The organism is Butyrivibrio sp. AE3009, from assembly GCF_000420845.1.
Lineage (GTDB): Bacteria > Bacillota > Clostridia > Lachnospirales > Lachnospiraceae > Butyrivibrio.
Window position 1 is genome coordinate 1 of sequence record NZ_ATVS01000029.1, and the last position, 18,277, is coordinate 18,277.

The 18,277-nt window shown below is 46.1% G+C and carries 13 protein-coding genes, 1 tRNA gene and 1 pseudogene; 4 read left to right on the plus strand and 11 right to left on the minus strand.

Annotated elements, in window-relative coordinates; genetic code table 11:
- Positions 1-615: 615 nt before the first annotated feature.
- From G588_RS22125 to G588_RS20295, 5 genes and pseudogenes are all read right to left on the minus strand, one after another.
- Positions 616-864 (minus strand): annotated as a pseudogene (locus G588_RS22125) (DUF1963 domain-containing protein); the annotation flags it as partial.
- Positions 865-951: 87 nt separating this feature from the next.
- Entirely contained in the window at positions 952-1,518 is a 567-nt protein-coding gene (locus G588_RS0113465) for a TetR/AcrR family transcriptional regulator (RefSeq protein ID WP_026668786.1), read from the minus strand.
- Entirely contained in the window at positions 1,433-3,010 is a 1,578-nt protein-coding gene (locus G588_RS0113470; protein WP_022779261.1) for a phytoene desaturase family protein, read from the minus strand. The genes G588_RS0113465 and G588_RS0113470 overlap by 86 nt, the downstream gene beginning before the upstream one ends.
- A gap of 162 nt (positions 3,011-3,172) precedes the next feature.
- On the minus strand, positions 3,173-3,628 hold the full coding sequence (locus G588_RS22130; protein WP_022779262.1) for a GNAT family N-acetyltransferase: 456 nt from the start codon (positions 3,626-3,628) through the stop codon (positions 3,173-3,175).
- Positions 3,629-3,682: 54 nt separating this feature from the next.
- Complete coding sequence (locus tag G588_RS20295; RefSeq protein WP_022779263.1) at positions 3,683-4,846, minus strand: GTPase; 1,164 nt, start codon at positions 4,844-4,846, stop codon at positions 3,683-3,685.
- Positions 4,847-5,269: 423 nt separating this feature from the next.
- On the opposite strand from G588_RS20295, the gene G588_RS0113485 reads away from it, so the two are divergent.
- From G588_RS0113485 to G588_RS0113495, 3 genes are all read left to right on the plus strand, one after another.
- Positions 5,270-7,387, plus strand: a complete 2,118-nt coding sequence (locus G588_RS0113485; RefSeq protein ID WP_022779264.1) for an endo-1,4-beta-xylanase — start codon at positions 5,270-5,272, stop codon at positions 7,385-7,387.
- Between the two features lie 228 nt (positions 7,388-7,615).
- Positions 7,616-8,176: a hypothetical protein gene (locus G588_RS20300; RefSeq protein WP_022779265.1), complete on the plus strand. Its 561-nt coding sequence runs from the start codon at positions 7,616-7,618 to the stop codon at positions 8,174-8,176.
- The gene (locus tag G588_RS0113495; RefSeq protein WP_022779266.1) at positions 8,173-9,921 is read left to right on the plus strand and encodes a carbon starvation CstA family protein; all 1,749 of its coding nucleotides are present in this window, start codon (positions 8,173-8,175) and stop codon (positions 9,919-9,921) included. The genes G588_RS20300 and G588_RS0113495 overlap by 4 nt, the downstream gene beginning before the upstream one ends.
- An 86-nt stretch (positions 9,922-10,007) precedes the next feature.
- Here the strand turns inward: G588_RS0113495 and G588_RS0113500 are convergent, their stop codons facing one another.
- Positions 10,008-10,889: a cation transporter gene (locus G588_RS0113500; RefSeq protein ID WP_022779267.1), complete on the minus strand. Its 882-nt coding sequence runs from the start codon at positions 10,887-10,889 to the stop codon at positions 10,008-10,010.
- 132 nt (positions 10,890-11,021) lie between these two features.
- Between G588_RS0113500 and G588_RS0113505 the strand changes: the two genes are divergently transcribed.
- Positions 11,022-11,095: transfer RNA gene (locus G588_RS0113505), tRNA-Pro, on the plus strand.
- A gap of 178 nt (positions 11,096-11,273) precedes the next feature.
- Here the strand turns inward: G588_RS0113505 and G588_RS0113510 are convergent.
- The 5 genes from G588_RS0113510 to G588_RS0113530 all read right to left on the minus strand — a co-directional run bounded on the left by G588_RS0113510 (position 11,274) and on the right by G588_RS0113530 (position 18,240).
- Positions 11,274-12,338 (minus strand): helix-turn-helix domain-containing protein, encoded by a 1,065-nt coding sequence (locus tag G588_RS0113510; protein WP_022779268.1) that lies wholly within the window; start codon positions 12,336-12,338, stop codon positions 11,274-11,276.
- Between the two features lie 130 nt (positions 12,339-12,468).
- The gene (locus G588_RS0113515) at positions 12,469-13,455 is read right to left on the minus strand and encodes a hypothetical protein (protein ID WP_022779269.1); all 987 of its coding nucleotides are present in this window, start codon (positions 13,453-13,455) and stop codon (positions 12,469-12,471) included.
- 278 nt (positions 13,456-13,733) lie between these two features.
- Positions 13,734-15,146 carry an AAA family ATPase gene (locus tag G588_RS20305; protein WP_022779270.1) on the minus strand — a complete coding sequence of 471 codons (1,413 nt, stop codon included), beginning with the start codon at positions 15,144-15,146 and terminating at the stop codon, positions 13,734-13,736.
- A gap of 194 nt (positions 15,147-15,340) precedes the next feature.
- A complete protein-coding gene (locus tag G588_RS0113525) occupies positions 15,341-16,996 on the minus strand; it encodes a DUF5722 domain-containing protein (protein WP_022779271.1) in 1,656 nt (551 codons plus the stop codon).
- A 47-nt stretch (positions 16,997-17,043) separates the two neighbouring features.
- Entirely contained in the window at positions 17,044-18,240 is a 1,197-nt protein-coding gene (locus G588_RS0113530) for an FprA family A-type flavoprotein (protein ID WP_022779272.1), read from the minus strand.
- Positions 18,241-18,277: the final 37 nt, after the last annotated feature.

Consider the following 18,277-nt stretch of genomic DNA (forward strand, 5'->3'; position numbering starts at 1 on the left):
ATAGTTAGGACTGTGCCGGGCTTTTAAAAGTGCAGTTCCAAAAAAAACAGCAAACCAAATAACACTAAAGCCAATTGCCAATAATACTTTTTTCATTATAAATATCTCCTATCTAATTATCCAAAAGCTGTTCCAAGACGAGGACCAACTGCCATAGACAAGTTGTTTGAAAGTCCAAGTCCACCAACACGTAAATCACTAGGATCTACATGTATATCCCAATTATCTCTAGCAAATTGCACAAGTTCATCCCAGTTGTCATATACATAATCAAATAATCCATTTCCGATTTCCTGAAGAGCGAATCCTCATAGCAAGCATTTAAATCAATATAAAACGATGGCATCTATTATAGCCTCCTTGACGTGACAAGTGTAGCCATAATATCACAAAAAATTATTATGTTATCAAAATCGGACGAACGGTATCTGAAATCGGACGAAATGCACTTTTTAGTATCGCGTGGACGTTTTTTATACCAATGGGGACGGTTCTAAATGGTAAAGTTTTTTCTTTGCAAAAACTTTACCATTTAGAACCGTCCCCATTGGTATAAAAAACGTCCACGTATCCTCTTACAGGCATCAACCACACTGAGCGATCAGCCATACATTGTCAAATGTCGCATTCGTTATAAAGGCTGATATGCTTCTCGATATCCACATCAAGCTCAGGTAATACGCCGATATCACAGAAATCCTCGGGCATCTCTGCAAAATGCAGCTCAGTACCCTCCGGGAAGTAGAAAACCTTGGAGCAGCCCTTATCCTTGTGATCAAAGCCCCATCTCATGGTTTCCACCTCATAAAAGAAACTTAAGATTCCAGTCTTCGGGAGCAGATTCTCTTCATCGAGATCTGCAACATCCTTTAAGTTCGTTTTTGGCCAGTGCCAGAATTTTCTCTCTTAATACCTTTTTTCCTGATTCGTCCATCCCCTAATACCTTTCTTTCATGAATATAATATCCCCATCAGCCACTCCGGATCCGGCGTATCCAGTTCCTTGTCTATGGTCATCTCTTCCATGATTCCCTGGAAAGCTGACCAAAAGCACCGGGCTAAGAGACCCGGATCACCTTCTCTGAAGAGCCCATCCTTTTGACCTTTCTCGATTATCTTGGCGGTGTTATCCACTGCCTCCACGGATAAAGCAACTTTGCGCACTTCCTCGGGCATACCGGCGCGTCTTGCCTGGGCCATAAGTACGAACATATTGGCAACGAAGGGCTCCTTTTTGGCATAGGAAAAAAGCTGGCTTAGCATACCCTTAAGAAATAAGTCCGCCGGGACTCCATCGCCTCCGCCTGTTGCCTTGGTGAAGTCTTTTCCCATGACCACCAGCGCCATAAGGAGCTCTTCCTTGGACTTGAAGTAGTGGAACATAAGGCCTGTGCTCATGGGCACCGCAGCGGCTATGTCCGTCACCTTGGTCTCATGATACCCTTTTTCCACAAAGAGCGTCAGCGCCGTCATAAGTATGGCTTTCCTTTTGGCTTCCTTCTGTTCTTCTCTCGTCATTGTTTTTCCCCTCAAAATATCCTTTATTCCTGCAAAGTCTCTGTACTGCAAACTTGCCGTTGGTCACTGCTATCGGAAGTCCTCCGGGCGCGGAGTTCCACTGACCTGCAAAGCACATGTTCTTGATACCCTTGATATCCCCTTTGATCCTGACAGGCTTACCCTTAGTTGTGGTCACAAAGCTCATGTAGCTTCCGTGATAAGCATTGCAGTATCTCTCATAGGTAAGAGGTGTCCATGCATCAAGGAAGTGAAGCGCTCCGACGATCTCAGGATATGCAGCTTCAATTCTCTCAGTAACAGCTGCTACAAGCGCTTCCTTGGCCTTCTTGTACTCCTCTGCTGAAAGACTCTTCCAATACTCATAGTCGGCATCGCTCTGAACCAGGTTGGTCTGCATAACCTGTCTGCCGTCCTTCACAAACAGCGGATCATAGCCGTAGACCTTAACGTACATTCTGTCTATAGTTGTAGCTCCTGCTTTAATTGGTGCAATGTCGATAAAAACAGTTTCTCCCGGATTAAAGTTCGCATCAACTGTGTAAGCAACCTGGAAGCCGCTGACTGCCGGGTATGCCTCCGGTGCCTCGTAGGCCTTCTTAAGGACCTTGGGCATATACTTTTTATCAATGAGCCTGTTAAAAAGAATGCTGGCATCCAAAGTTGCGATGAAATAGTCGCCGGAAACCCGGCTTCCGTCTGAAAGGATCATGGATGAGACTTTTCTTCCTTTTACATTCACTCTTTCAACTGATTTATTATAGAATATTTTTCCGCCGAGGTCTTTAAATCTTTTTTCCATCCTAAGGGACATCTGGAGTGAAGCTCCCATAGGAATATCACCATTTCCGTCTGCGATTGAAGCGTAGGAAACGAGAAGTGAATAGGCTGTGTACTGCTTGGGGAGGTAGTCGCAGAACATCTTGCGGATAAGCTCGGATTTAAAACGCTTGCTGTAATCCTCCAAGGAGATGCTGCCAAGCTCCTTCATAACTTTGACAAAATCACCCATGGATTTGCCGTATGCAATGTAATCGCCTATTCCAAACATATCCATTGGCTTCTTGGCAGGAATCAGGCACTGCTTGGAGTACTCAACGTAATCTATGAATTTATTGATCTCATCAGCATCCTCAGGAGAGAGCTCAAGCATCTCTCTTCTGGTTCTCTCAAGATCCGCCCAAAGTGTAATGCTCTTGCCATTATGGCAGGAGGTAAAAAATGAATCCAGGCCGACAAATTCTGTATCATCTGCAATTGCGCCTACTGTCTTCCATACGTCATAGAGTTCTGTGCCCTTCTTGGTTCCTGTGAGCCAGTGGATGCAGTTATCAATGTGATAACCTTCTCTGTTCCAGCCGATGCACTCGCCACCGGGAATAGAATTCTTCTCATATATTACTGCGTCAAAACCTGCAAGACGCGCATAGATTCCTGCAGATAATCCTGAAATTCCACCACCGATTATTACTACTTTGTTCTGATTGTTCATACCCATACCCTCTTTTTTGATTATATTTTGAATTGTTTTGTTGAATTTGTATTCATTGAATCTGTATTCAATATAATCAAAATTGAGTCATCTGTCAATACATTAATTTAAAAAAGGTGACCCGCAACCGTTCCCGTGTCACCTTCACTTAATCCCGGTAACTTACTCCTTCAACACCTTATCCGCATAGGAGCAAGTAGCAACCACCGTATTTCCGCACTGCTCTGCGGCTTCTATCACCTTATATACCAGACGTTTGGCGATGCCCTTTCCGCCATATTCCGGGTTCACCTCAGTGTGGTAGATATTCCACCCATCCGGAGTCTTTCGGTAGTCGCACTCGCCGATCAGAAGGTCGCCGTCATAGGCTGCGCTCCTGCTTTCGTCTTTTTCATATTCTATTCTGATCCCATGTGTGTAGATGCAGGTCACGGCTCCCGAAGGGCATGCGCTTATGGCCTGCCAGATCTCCGCTGTTGGAGCCTTAGTCACATCTATCCAGGGTCTTCTTGCGGCGTTAAATGTTCTGGGACTTCCGTTTACGCACTGCTTGGCATGTCTGCATTTATCCGAATTCCAGAACACCGCAATATCTTCATTTTCATATAATCTGTGCATTGCAGATCCTCTCTGTAGAAAACCTTACTCCGAACGTTACTCTGATGACACCGATCAGGCGGGTGAATTCTTGGCAAAAGCGCTGGCCACCGCATCAAGGATCTCGTTTTTGTCCGCATTCTTGGCAACGCCTTTGACTGTATCTGTGATTTTATCAAGAGCTGTGCTTGATATGGATTCACTCACTACCTTCTGTACCCACTCCATGTCGTTAAGAGTCTTCTTGCCGGTATAGATCTGCTCAAAAATGTAGGCAGCCGCCTCTCCCAGCGCAAACACAATTGTTCCTGAGATAGCTGCGTTAACCGCCGCTGCTCCAAGGTTCACTCCGGGAATGACCTTAAGGGCCGAAACCAGCATTTTTCCCGTAATGCTGACAGTTCCTATATCCACGATGAGCTTCACCAGCTCCTTGGCTTTCTTGGTATTGCGTATGCCCCATATCTTGAAAATAGCCTGAATCTCCAGAGATTCCGTGGGCTTAAGGAGCATTACGTCAATTACAGGAGATGCGATGCCGCCAACTGTGATGCCCGCCAGAGTAGCTACGCTGACAACCGCGTGGGACATTGCTCTTTTCCTCGTAAGATTATAGCGTGCGATATCCTTCTCCGCCGCCTGAATACCCTCGGGCAAAAGATTATTCGTGATCTCGATAAGCTCCGTGATCCCCTTGGGTGGCAGGATTTCGCCGTCATCCTTGGCTCTTGGCATGGCAATTACAGATACCACCTCCGCAAGCCTTGTCATATATTTTTTCTTGGATAGAAAGGCCTCTTCCACAACCTCCTTGGCAGTACTGGTGGCAGCGTCAGTGTAGGACTGGGTGATGACCGCCACAATGGGCGCATTCTTCCAACTGCTGATGGCATTCATGAAGGAGTCGATGGTCTTGGGAAAAAGCTTGGCGGTATATCTGTCCACGCAGAACCAGATCGCGCTTATCTGCTTGTCATTTTTGCCTGATTTGATGGTGCTCTCGGACCATTTTTTAACAGCATTTACAGCCTTCTGCTCCTTGAACACACCGGGCTCGATACCGGTTGTGTCGATGAGCCTGAAGGGTACGTTTTTGTTCTCATATACCTGAAAATCCGTATGGCGCTCCGCTACGCTCTTTTTGGTGCTCTCCATAACCTCTTCGCCAAGAACGGTCTTAATAAGCGTCGATTTTCCTACTCCTGCAAACCCGATTACCAGTACATTTCCTTTCTCCATAATCTTGTCTCCTATGTAAAAAGAACCCCCATAAGCCTTGTATAATCATTATATCATTCGCAAATTGTCTCTTCAACGAATACAATTTCTGTTTTCATTCATAAAAACGCAGCCCCCGATCTCTCGTTAGCTGCGTCATTATGCCTTATACATGATCAGATTCCATTCACGGAAAAATAAGATGAGATTACCAAATCCCGGGATACGAGGCTTTCGCCCAAGAGCCGTCGCTGACCCCAAAAGTCAAAATTTCTTACTCTTTTCGCAATATTTGCGTAACATGTCGCAATTAGTAGTAAGTGCACCCATAGGGTTACTGTTATGATTATTTTGCTCGGGCAAAAGCCTTGAACGCCGATGGTTGGGGGACTTATCGGGAATCATTCAGGGCACACAACTTAATAAAGGGAGAAGGTAAAAAGTATGAAAAAAGTATGTAAAAGTTTTTTTGCAAAACTGATGATCTTTGTTCTTCTCGTCAGTACGATCGGATTATCCGTGAAGACCACAGCAAGCGCAGCTGACTACAACTTCATGGAGACCTACGGAGCCAGGTACGGCTACTCAGGAAACTGCGTACACACCTATATGCTCCGTAATCAGAACACAGTCAATGCTATCAAAAAAGATTCCAACATCATCACCCTTGGTAACGAGATGAAGCCTGACTATCTCCTCGGCAGCAGATCCGCAACTCTTATCACAGTTGCAGAGGCCAAAAGATTGGGCTACTACATCCCTTCCAATTACAAAGAGAATTATGTACCCAAAATCAACTTCAGCACAGTTGATGAGGCACTCAAGCTCTGCTACCAAAACGGTCTTAAGATGAGAGGCCACACTCTTGTATGGCACTCACAGACTCCTACCTGGTTTTTCAGAAACGGTTTTAACGGAAGCGGCAGTTTCGTAAGTCAGAGCACAATGGACGCCCGTCTTGAGTTCTACATTAAGTCCGTTATGGGACACGTTTACTCAGGCCAGTACGGCAGCGTTGTTGTATACTGGGATGTTGCCAACGAGATCATGCATGCCAGCAACTCAGGCTGGGAGGCAGTTTACGGCAACAACAAAACCAATGCTACTTATGTTAAAAAAGCCTTCAACTACGCCTATGATGTCCTTGAGCAGTACAAGCTCACCGACAAGGTTAAGCTCTTCTACAATGACTACAACACCTACATGGTAGTTAACGATGAGATCAAGCTTGTTAATTACATCAACCAGGGCAAAAAGGTCTGCGCAGGTATCGGAATGCAGTCACACCTTAGCACCTCTTATCCTTCAGTTGATTACTACACACAGGCCCTTAACGCTTTCCTTAAGGCAGGCTTTGAAGTACAGATCACAGAGCTCGACATCAAGAACACCGGCGAGCAGAACCTTGATAACTACTGCTACAACCTCTTTAAGAGCATCAATACAGCCAAGAAGAACGGCGGAAACATCTCACTGATCACCTGGTGGGGACCTTCAGATGCAGAGACCTGGCTTCGCGGGGAGAAGCCTCTTCCATGGTCCAATATCGGTGTGACCAAGCCCGCTTATGACTATGTTATTAAGGCTTATACAGATGTATTCGGTAAGCCGGGCCAGAGCAGCACTGAGCCTCAGCCCACAACAGATCCTACACCTTCTACTCCTACCAATCCTAACTCCACAGCCCGCATTGACGATGGCTGGTACTACATCAAGGGTGTACAGTCCCAGAAGTACCTCACAGTTAATGCCGACAACGTAAGCGGTTGGAAGGGCGTATGCATCAGAACCGGCAGCGGCATCGATGCTCAGAAATGGTATGTTACTAATGTAAACGACGGCTATATCACACTTACCAACAAGATGGGCAACGTAATGCTTGATGTTGCCAACGGCGAGAACACAGACGGAGCCAGCATCGGTATCTACTCAGCTTACGGCGGCAACGCTCAGCAGTTCATAGTCAAGACTACTGGTACAAACGGCATTTACACCATCGGAACCAAGGCTTCAAGCGCCACCAAGTATCTGGATGTTTATGAGAAAAAGACAACTGACGGCTCAAAGGTATGCCAGTGGACCTACAACGGCAATCCTAATCAGCAGTGGCAGTTCGAGAAGGTTGATTCTTCATCATCACAGGATCCTCAGCCTGAGCCGGAGCCTGAACCTGAGCCGGAGCCTGAACCTGAACCCGAGCCTACTCCGGAGCCCGAGCCTACACCTGAACCTGAGCCGGAACCCGAGCCTGAGCCGGAGCCTGTCATCGTAGAGTCAGGACTTGATCTTAGCTATACTATCAACAACTGGGGATCAGGTTATCAGATCAGCTACAAGATCAGCAACAACACGGGCAGCACCGTTAACGGCTGGACTCTCAAGGTCAACAAGAATCAGGTCAACATCGGTTCCAGCTGGAATGTAAACATCACAACCAGCGGTAACTATTACGTTATCACCCCTGTTGATTGGAACAGGACTATTCCAAACGGTTCCAGCATCGAATTCGGCAGCCTTGGCGCCGGATCCATCGGATCTTCCTTTGATTACACATTGGAATAATACAAATAGATCAATATAATAGGGAACATTTCTTCTGGAAGCGCTTATTGGGGCATCGCGATCACCGCGATGCCCTTTCATTTTGTCCCAAACATTAAGTCCAAACTTAACCAAATCCAAAAACATTACAAAATTAATCTCAAAAGACATTAATTTTGTCATCTTGCAATAAAGCGTCACAGTGATAAAGTTAAAAACAAATCAAGTTTTTGGGAGAAAAAGTATTCAATGGGGACTACATCTGACGCGTATTTACAAGAACTTCTTAACAGATATCGCGCAAATTTCGATATCACAGAGAACTATGCTCTGGGTGAGCGAATTTATCCTGCCTACGCGAGATTTTTTTCCCTTGGGGAGAAATACGTTCTTAAAAAAGAAGCCAAGCTCTGGGCCATAAGAGCTTACGAGCATGTTCTTTTCATTAAAACAGATTCCATAGATGAGAATTTAATAGCAGATTTAAGGAAGACAATGAAGGAGCAGATGGAACCGCTCCTGGTAAGGCAAGGTGAGAAATATCCTGAGAAGGATCACATGTGTTCCTACCTCTCTTTTGTCATAATATCCGATACGACACCGGGCCCCGAAGTCATTAAGGCCATCAGGCGCTTTAACTTCGACAAGGGTTACCTCTTCAATTTCCGCGGACACAGTGAAGGCAAGCTTGGCTGCGTATTCCTGGACAGTCGCAGCTGTGCCACCAACTCTGGGGCAAAAGAGCTAAAACCGCTCTTTACCAATATATTTAAATCCCTTAATGAGGATAAGGAGGAGAAAGTATCATGAATGCAGCAGTATTACTTATTGCAAGCGTTGTGGTCCTGGTCGCAGGCTATGTTTACTACGGCGGATGGCTTGCAAAACAGTGGGGAATCGACCCTAAGAGAAAGACTCCGGCACACGAGCTGGAGGACGGCATGGACTATGTTCCTGCCAAGACACCGGTGGTTATGGGACACCACTTTTCATCAATTGCGGGCGCAGGCCCCATCAACGGCCCTATCCAGGCAGCAGTTTTCGGATGGGTTCCCGTTCTGTTATGGGTTCTGATCGGAGGAATTTTCTTCGGCGGCGTGCACGATTTCGGCGCACTTTTCGCATCACTTCGTAACAAAGGCCAGTCAATCGGCGAGATCATCGACAATTCAATGGGGAGAGCAGCCAAGAAGCTGTTCCTTACCTTTGGCTATCTTACACTGATCCTTGTTGTGGCAGCTTTCAGCTCAATCGTTGCCAGCACCTTCGGTAACACCACTGCAGCAGGCGCAGCTGTTGAGGGCGCAACCCTTGCAGCCAACGAGTCAACAGCAATGATCTCAATCCTGTTCATAGCTCTTGCCATTGCATTTGGATTTTTTATCTATCGTAAAAATGTACCTATCGGAATCGCATCTGTTGTAGGTGTTCTTGGAATCGTAGCTATTGTAGCTCTCGGACTTAACTTCCATCCCATCTCACTTTCCTACAACGCATGGATGTGGATCGTTGGAGCATATATCCTTGTAGCCTCCGTTACACCTGTATGGATCCTGCTTCAGCCTAGAGATTACCTTAGCTCATTCCTTCTTTACTTCATGATCGCAGCAGGTATCATTGCTGTTATCGGAGGAGTTGTTTCAGGCAACGGCAATTTCCAGGTTCCTGCTTTTGGCGATGCAGCTCTTAAGGGAACCGGTGTATTTACAACAGGAACTGCCTTCCCTGCACTGTTCGTCACAATCGCCTGCGGTGCTATTTCAGGCTTCCACTCACTGGTTTCTTCAGGAACAAGTGCCAAGCAGCTTGATAACGAGAAGAATGCTCGTCCTGTAGCTTACGGCTCAATGCTCATCGAGTGTCTCGTTGCTGTTATCTCTCTGTGTGCTATCGGCTTTGTATGGGCTGCAGCTTCAGACGGAACCTACGCAAGCCCTACACAGGTATTTGCAGGTGGTCTTTCAGCAATGATCGGCTGCTTCGCTCCCGGACTTCAGAACATCATGTACCAGCTTCTGATCCTGGCAGTATCCGTATTCTGCCTCACATCCTTAGATACAGCTACACGTCTTGCCAGATACATGTTCCAGGAGTTCTTCCTGCACGATGGCCAGACCAACAAGGATGTCACAGGTGTTAAAAAAGTCATCACCAATCCTTATGTATCAACAGCCCTTACCGTTGTCCTTGGCGTTGCCCTTGGAATGAACGGTTACACCAAGATCTGGCCTTTGTTCGGTGCAGCCAACCAGCTTCTTGCAGCAATCGGACTTCTTGCAGTTTGCACATGGCTCGGATCTGTAGGTAAGAACAACAAAATGTTCTACATCCCTATGACCTTCATGCTTGCTGTAACAATCTGCTCACTGGGCCAGACAATCAAGGCCAAAATGACAGCTTACCTGTCAGGTGCAGCTGATTACTGGGCACTTATCCAGTCTGTTATCGCAGTGCTTCTCGTAGCTCTGTCCGTTGTACTTGCTGTCATCGCAGTTAAGACACTTCTTCAGCAGCACAAGGAAAAGGCTTCCGGCAGCAAAGAAGAAGCAGCTTAATAATTCAGGCAAAAATGAAATGGGACGGCGCTTAGTCAGCACCGTCCCTTATTTTTTCGCCTTTATTTGATCATTTAATGCACTTCTTAGATAACTACGATATTAACATTGCTATGTCCCAGTTCCTCGGAGATCCTGCGGCTGATCTGCTGCGCCACCTCTCTCACCTCCGAGTACTGCATATCCTCATGGAACTTCATCTCGATATCAATATATTTTTCCTGTCCCGTTATCCTGCTCTTCACCGCTCCCAGCTCTTCGAACTTGTCAAAATGCTCATTGATGACCTTGATTATCTTAAGCTGATTCTTTTCATCCAAAGTCCTGTCTATAAGTTCCTCCACAGACTCCCTCAGATGCCCGAATACAAGCCGCGACAATGGAATTGCGATTATAATGCATACCACCGGAGAGAAATAGCGGATCCAGACTGTGCCCTCAAATATAATGGTGATTATCAGGGTTATGATGGAAGCTGCGTCAAATGCAAACTCCTTCTGAGCACTCACATAGGCCGTGTGGTACATCTTGCTGTGACTTTCTTCCAGGATCTTTTTTTGCCTGAGCATAATGAAGATATCGATTATGAGACCCAGTATGCTCACCGCCAGAGCAAATCTCGAATTCCCCGTTTCCGCTTCCCAGCCAAGGAGACTTCTTATCGAGAAGAACATAAGGCACATTATTCCGGCCACATCGAACATCTCACAGCTAAGGGCAGTTATAGCCTCCACCTTGCCTGTTCCGTAGTTAAAAACGTACTTGAGATTCCTGTTAAGCTTACTTGTCAGAATAACCAGTATTGCCCCCGGCAGCACTATGCTGGCGCACTCCACAAACTCCAGCCACACCACCGCAGATCCGCTGGCGCAGGCCGCTATAAATGACGTCACAAGCTCAGGAAGCCTCCACACTATAAGAAGCAGTGCGATCTTCCGCTGCTGACTCAGTCTTTTTGACTTTGACATATGCCCCCTCCTATATGATCAAATTAGTCCTCCATGACATAGGATATACGAATTGTCATCATTTTAATTATATCTTGTTTTTTCCCAACTGTATGATATAATTCTAATGTTGCTAATTGCCATATTAGCTTTCGGGGCGTGGCTCAGTTTGGTAGAGCGCTACGTTCGGGACGTAGAGGCCGCCCGTTCGAATCGGGTCGCCCCGACTTGATATTTCAAGGGTTTGAGTTATTCAAGCCCTTATTTTTTTGCAAAAAAAAGAGGTAAGGCTCCCGATTTCTCAGGAGCCACACCACAATGAAAAAACAGTACAATTTTTAGGATAGAATCATCTTAGCACACAAATCTCAAAAATAAAACTATTTTTCTGATTTTTTTGAAAAATTACTTTAATTTCTCAATCAGCCTTCTTTTTTCCTCCAAAAGTACGTCTACATCCGCACCTTCAGTGATATTCCATTCCTCTTTCAAAAATGTGATCTGTGCCTCAACATACCTTACTGCATCCTCATATTTTCCCAGTATCTCATATATCCTTGCCTGGGCCTGAAGGTGATCCATACACACGTGGTCCTTATGATCCGTGATATAGATTTCCTCGGCTCTATGATATCTCTCCAGAGCCTCTTCATATCTGGCATTAGAAGCATATATGCCGGCAACTTCGAATATCGCATCATAGCTGTCAGGGTACTTTGCCTCGATATCGGCCACGATTTTCCAGCCATCCTCTGCTCTATACTCAGCGAAGGCAATATTGGCCTCATATACAGGAATCAGAACCTCCTTGTGATCAGCGAGCCCGGCGTATGTGCCAAGGTACTCTGCTGCCTCTTTTGTCCTGTGGTCAGCGATCAGATTGTCCATAAGAAACAGGTAATTTCTGCCAATCTCCGGATGTTTATCCACAAGTTCCCTGAAGAACTCTATTGTTCCGTTATGCTGCCTTGCGTTCCAATCCCAGATTACAGCGCCCTCGCTCTTTTGCAGAAGCCACTGATCCTCCTTGGCTTTTGGATGGAGATTCATTGCCTTTCTGGCGTAGCGACTGACATATCTGCTGTCGCTGACGATTCTGTGATGATACAGATGGGCCAAAAAGGTATAGATCCTGCCGTCCATCCTGTCGGGGTGACTTTCATCATAATCATCCTTGATGTCCAGCAGAAACTCCCTGGTATTATTGAACATCTCATCTGTGAGCTCATTCTCATAATCCAGCATATTCTCGATGCGGTGGAGCTTCTGCTCTACAGAAAGGTCAAATAGCTCATCGATCGTCACGCCGAAAAACTCCGATATAGCCGGAAGCAAAGAAATATCCGGAGCGCACACATTATTTTCCCATTTAGAAACGGACTGACTGCTGACTCCAAGAGCCTCAGCCAGTGCCTCCTGTGTAGTGCTTGATTTAAGACGAAGTGCCTTGATCTTGTTCCCTATATTCATTTTCTACATTCTCCTCATCTGATTGTGAAGAAATAGAGCTCTATTTCATATCTTACAAGGATTATTGTAGATGATAATGCCTATAGTCACAATGACGCAGTTTGCAAGTTCCTGCAACCTCAGGTTGTGCTTATTCACCGTAGGTTTCAAAAGTAAGTGAATCAATAACTGCTGCCAGAGCATCTGAAACAGCCATGTTCATCTCTTCATCATTTCCATTGTGGCCGCTAAGTTCAAAAATAAGTGCTCCGTCCATATAGTCTCTGCCGATGGCTGTCATGTATGCGCCTGATCCCTCTTCTGCAGGAGGAAGAACTGCCCAATAGCCGGTTTCGCTCTCAGCTCCGGGGAAGGGTCCCTGTGAAAATACTGTTGCTTCACCCCAGCTGTTTCCAAGCTCTTCGATAGCTGCCTCGCCCTTGTTGTCTACAGTATAATAGGCTGTGATCATGTTTGTTCCGGCGCATTCTCCGGTGTAGACGAAGAATACCTTGCCGTTCTCATTTGTGACTGAGATATTTGTGGCATCATAACGTACACTCCAGCCGTTTGCATCATGATAAACCTGGTCTTTAGGGTCGCTCAGATAGTTTTCTGCAACAAAGGTATCAGGATCAACACCATCAAGCTTCTCAAACACCATTACAACCCCATCTCCAAAAGCACCGGTGATCTTGCCGCTCTCATCAGCCTTTACCACAAAAGCTTCTTCTGTAGAATCAGCTCCGCCGAAGCTGAACTTTACTGTTCCGTCAGCCTGTGTGCAGGAGAAAGGAAGTCCCATTCCATAATTTGCTCCGTCTGTGGTATATCCGTAAGAGTCGGCGTTAAATACATAGAAATTTGTCTTCTCCTGATTCTTGGCATTCTCAGGATAAACAGCGTATACACCGGCCTCAAAATAAGGTGCTCCGGCCAACTCAGTCTCGCCCTGCTCAGGGCTATTTGAAAGTGCCACCTGCTGATCAGTTGATTCTGTTATTGTTGCTTCCGTTATTGTTGTTTCCTCAGCACCGATGGTCTCTTCTGTCTTTGCTCCGCAACCTGCAAGAACACCTCCTGCGATTGCTGTTACTGCTGCGATCATTACTACTTTGTTAAAAATAAGTTTTCTCATAATTTTTTCCTCTCCTCATAGAAAATGACTTAAACGTTTTCGTTCTTTACATTTTTAGTCTATCACAGCTTTTATCACAGAAATGTCACACATACTATCAAAAAAGAATGTCGCTTCCGACATTCTCGCGCCGAGCGTGGTTGCTGAAGGCAACATATTCCTATCGCGCGAGTGCGCATCCATAGCGGAGCGTTTTTTATGATATAGGAATTTCGAAGAAATTTCCTATATCATAAAAAAATAAAGGGCACCAAAACGGTACCCTTTACCTCTATAAATCACTCTTCTGCCTTATCTGTGTCATTGCTATCTGCGGCTTTTTCTTCTTCGGAAGGATTTTCTTCTACGGCCTCAGCAGCCTCTGTATCTTCACTTGTAGCTTCTTCCTCGGTCTTCTTATCTGTATCAGCAGCCTCTGCTTTGTCTACATCAGCTGATTCTGAATTCTCAGCTTTTTTCTCAGCTTCTTCCTTGGTCTTCTCCTCAGGGGACTTCTCAAAGAGGTCATCAAGGACAATGGTCATCATATCCTCGTTGGTAGGATTCTCCATGTGGGAAATCCTGCGGGCCTGATTGGTGATGATCTCCTCGAAGAGGTTACGAACCTCTCTGGCATTGGCGAAATTGTCGATGTTCTCGATCTTCTTGGCTGTGATGAGAGCTCTGATCTGGTGCTTAACATCATCAGCAACCTTGTAATCATACTTGTTGCAGTTCATGTAGAAGATCTCTTCCAACTCGTCAATATTGTAATCGGAGAATTCAATGTACTTGTTGAATCTGGACTTGAGACCGGGGTTGGAGTCGATGAACTTCTTCATAGGATTGGTATATCCGGCAACGATGACAACGAAATCATCTCTGTTGTCCTCCATTGCCTTAAGGATGGTATCTATAGCTTCCTGGCCGAAAGCATCATCCTTCTGAGCCAGTGAATATGCCTCATCAATGAAAAGAACGCCGCCCATAGCCTTCTTGATCTGCTCTGTGGTCTTGATGGCTGTCTGACCAACGTAACCGGCTACAAGTCCTGATCTGTCGACCTCAACCAGCTGTCCTTTGGAAAGAACGCCGATCTGCTTGTAGATCTTGGCGATAATTCTGGCAACTGTGGTCTTACCTGTTCCGGGATTGCCGGTAAATACAAGGTGAAGAGATACAGGTACGGACTTAAGTCCCTGCTCTTTTCTCTGCTTCTGAACCTTGACGAAGGCTGCAAGCTCCTTGACATCATCCTTGATCGTTCCAAGACCGATAAGCTTATCAAGAGTCTCCATCGGATCCTCTTCAGGCTCCTCAGGCTCCTTGGCTGCTTCCTCTGCCTTGGGACCGGAAGTTGCTGTTACATGCTTATCTGCTGCGATCAGTGCCTTAGCCTCATCCAGTGCAGAATTAGCCTTTTCCATGGCATCCTCGCTGCCAAGCCCTACACTTCCTGCAGCGACAGGCTTCTTAGGTGTCTCTGTTACATTTCCGTCAAACTCAAGAGTTGTCTGATTATCTGATTCCTCTCTCTTAATGGCGTCATAGTTAAATCCGTTACCGGAGAAAGTATTCTTTGCGTTATTAACAGTGGTCTTCGCTGCATTGAAGAAGTCTCCGTACAGACTTCCCAGAATGTCCTTCTGCATATTTGTGATCTTATTTAATGCCTCTAATTCCTTGTCTCTCTTATCCAAATCAAGTCCCATTTTTCCAACCTACTTTTTTCTCTAAAACTAATGCAATTTCAAAAAACTATTCACACTATACTAGCACATATCCCCACATCTCTTCAACGCAAAAAAAATTGGGGTCAGACCCCAATCACAGAATGTTCACAATTGGACAAAAAATAACGCTTCGCAGCATTTCTGCCACGAAGCGCCATCTAATCACTAATTCATTAATCATTTAGGAACCAGCCGCCACGGGTCATGAAGGTGCGCTGAGTTACCATAGCATCAATATCCATTCCGGTAACCTGTGCAGCCTGGGCCTTGTAGCTTGCTGCTGCGCCGGTGCCCATTGCCTTGTATGCGCCGTAGGAAGCCTTGGGCGAACCATCAAGATTCTTAAGTCCCTGGGCGATATGGCTCTCCATCTCATGGGCATCATCGGTCTCTCTAAAGAGAATGAAGCTCTTGATGTAAGGATTGTTGGAAGCCATCGTGTAAGCGTAAACAATGGATGCCATCTGATACTCCTCGCCGAAGCTTGAAGTATAGCCAATCTCTGAAAGAGAAATATCTCTCACAGCTCCTGCAGGATTCAGGAAGGAAGGCTGGCACATATAATCTGTCAAAAGATAAATATTCTCGATTGTAATATATGGTGTAGACAGGTTCTGGCTGACATACTGAGCCTGCTGTTTCCATGCGTAGGGGTCAAAAAGCGGAGCGTTGTAAGGATGAACCGAAAGTGACCAGTCTATGTTACCCTCGCGGAGCATGTAGTAGTTGAATCTGTCCAGGAAGTCCTTGGCAAGAAAGCAACCGGGATTGGACTTTCTCTGCCATTCCTGGTCGATCGAATTGTACACCTTGGCGTTGGCATTGACACTCTTGATTCCGTTGTAGAAAATACGGAAGGCCTTAACATACTCGCTGACATTGAGCTCAAGATTGGTGGAGTTCATGTAGTACCACTCTGTTCTTGCGTTGATCTCATTGCCGATTACCCAGTTATCAACAGTTCCGATGGAGCCGCCTGAATATCTCTGAGCAAGGAAAGCTGCGATAGCCTTAAGGTGCTGTGTACCACCGTCCTCCTTGGTATTCATGGCATATCCCGGGCATACATGGGAATCCCTTGAAAGTGGATGGATAAGATCAGCTCCTGCAGCAGTCTTGTTGTTAAGGATAGTCATTGTGAGCTGGAAACCGTTGGCCTTACACCAGTGAACAAAGCCGTCATACTGTGCAAGAGCTGCGGTATTGAACTGATATACTCTTCCGTCATAGGCAAACTCTGTAGTTGCAACAGCCGGATCCGATGAAGGTCCTACAATATCACCCATGTACAGGTTATAAACCATCTGGGCAACTCCCAGATCCTTGAAAGTAGCTGCATTTGCATCATTAGGAAGAATTCCCTTGATACCGTGGTCGTTTCTGCCGGTGGTCTGCGTAGCAACCGCCTCAGGATTGGTGATATAGTGCTCATCACTTACCTGAACCATGCTGCCGCCCTGCTTAACTGCCACAAGGAATTTTTTGCTGAGATTGGAACCCGGAGTATTAAGTCCCAGATCAAAAGAGAAAGTAGCCGCCGCATCTCTTGGAGCAGTGGCAACAACATTTCCCACCGTTCCATCCTGATATACCTCGTCGGCGTACAGATAATACAATCCGTCATCCGAAGCCGGAATGCTGGAAGCAGCCACATTGACCACAACGCTTCCGCCCTGGATCATACAAGAATTGATACTTACAACTCGGCCGGCCGCCTCAGCTACAACTCCCTCAGGGAGCACGACGTCATGGGCGCCTACAGCCATCACAACAGTTGCTGCAGTCATCACCGCAACACAAATCTTCTTAAATAACAAACCCTTTTTCACACTGAACCTCCACACATTTTATTTTTTATTTCGAAAAGAATTTAAGATCACGCACTTGCAATAGCATCCACAAAAGCCTTCACAGCTTCTTCGTCACTTGAATGAAGCGCACTCTTGATGGTGAGACTATTCTCAAGTATAGTAACATTCTTAAGGGCCGAGAGCTTCTCGGTCATGAGCTTAACCGTAGCCGGAGCCCAGGTTCCGTTCTGAGCAAGAGCAAAAGTCCTGTTCTGTACAGCAAGCGCCTCCATATCGTGCAAAAATGCCGCCATAGGAGGATAGATCCCATTGTTGTAGGTTGGGCACATAAGAACAATCTTTTTGCAGCGCCATACCTCCCCAATCAGGTAGGACACATCTGTTCCGGACACATCATACACCTTGATGTTCCTGCCGGTCTTCTCCCTAAGTCCAGAAGCCACCGCATCCGCAGCGCTCCTGGTGTGACCGTAGAGACTTCCGTACACGATAGCTATATCATCGCTCTCAGGCTCGTAGGTGCTCCACTTCTGATACTTATCCATAAGAAGATTGATGTCCTTCCTCCACACAGGTCCGTGAAGAGACAGGAGCATCTTGATATCAAGTCCTGCTGCCTTCTTAAGAACCGCCTGAACCTGCATTCCGTACTTGCCAACGATATTGGCATAATACCTTCTTGCGCTGTCCATGAAGTCCTTCTCATAATCGTATTCGTCGGCAAAAATGCCGCCGTCAAGGGCCCCGAAGGTTCCGAATGCATCTGCGCAAAACAGCGCACCGCTACTCTTCTCATAAGCCATAAGAACCTCAGGCCAGTGAACCATTGGCGCTGCGATGAAACTAAACTCCAACGCACCGGTGGAAAGAGTATCCCCCTCCTTGACCTCAAGCTTGTTAAAGCCCGCAGCCTCCGGGAAGAACTGTTCCATAATGGTAAAAGTCTTGGCTCCTCCCACCACCGTAACCTCGGGGTGCAAAGCCACTACTGTGTTGATAAGTGAACAATGATCCGGCTCCATGTGAAGAACAATGAGATAATCCAGTTTTCTTCCGCTAAGAGCCCCACTTAGATTCTCAAGATACTGATCTGCCACGGTAATATCCGCAGTATCGAAGACCGCAGTCTTCTCATCATCAATAAAATAGCTGTTGTAAGAAACACCCTCCGGTATGGGAAAAATGTTCTCAAAACGCTCAAGACGCTTGTCGCTTCCGCCAATCCAGGAAATTCTGTCAGTCACTTTCTTGATGTTATTCATAATTATCCCTCTTTACATTTAAGAAATTAAACGAAAT

Excerpts from the sequence above, each read along its gene's own strand:
- G588_RS0113465 (WP_026668786.1), bottom strand. The coding sequence starts at position 1,518 with ATGACGAGAGAAGAACAGAAGGAAGCCAAAAGGAAAGCCATACTTATG.
- G588_RS0113470 (WP_022779261.1), bottom strand. The coding sequence starts at position 3,010 with ATGAACAATCAGAACAAAGTAGTAATAATCGGTGGTGGAATTTCAGGA.
- G588_RS22130 (WP_022779262.1), bottom strand. The coding sequence starts at position 3,628 with ATGCACAGATTATATGAAAATGAAGATATTGCGGTGTTCTGGAATTCG.
- G588_RS20295 (WP_022779263.1), bottom strand. The coding sequence starts at position 4,846 with ATGGAGAAAGGAAATGTACTGGTAATCGGGTTTGCAGGAGTAGGAAAA.
- G588_RS0113485 (WP_022779264.1), top strand. The coding sequence starts at position 5,270 with ATGAAAAAAGTATGTAAAAGTTTTTTTGCAAAACTGATGATCTTTGTT.
- G588_RS20300 (WP_022779265.1), top strand. The coding sequence starts at position 7,616 with ATGGGGACTACATCTGACGCGTATTTACAAGAACTTCTTAACAGATAT.
- G588_RS0113495 (WP_022779266.1), top strand. The coding sequence starts at position 8,173 with ATGAATGCAGCAGTATTACTTATTGCAAGCGTTGTGGTCCTGGTCGCA.
- G588_RS0113500 (WP_022779267.1), bottom strand. The coding sequence starts at position 10,889 with ATGTCAAAGTCAAAAAGACTGAGTCAGCAGCGGAAGATCGCACTGCTT.
- G588_RS0113510 (WP_022779268.1), bottom strand. The coding sequence starts at position 12,338 with ATGAATATAGGGAACAAGATCAAGGCACTTCGTCTTAAATCAAGCACT.
- G588_RS0113515 (WP_022779269.1), bottom strand. The coding sequence starts at position 13,455 with ATGAGAAAACTTATTTTTAACAAAGTAGTAATGATCGCAGCAGTAACA.
- G588_RS20305 (WP_022779270.1), bottom strand. The coding sequence starts at position 15,146 with ATGGGACTTGATTTGGATAAGAGAGACAAGGAATTAGAGGCATTAAAT.
- G588_RS0113530 (WP_022779272.1), bottom strand. The coding sequence starts at position 18,240 with ATGAATAACATCAAGAAAGTGACTGACAGAATTTCCTGGATTGGCGGA.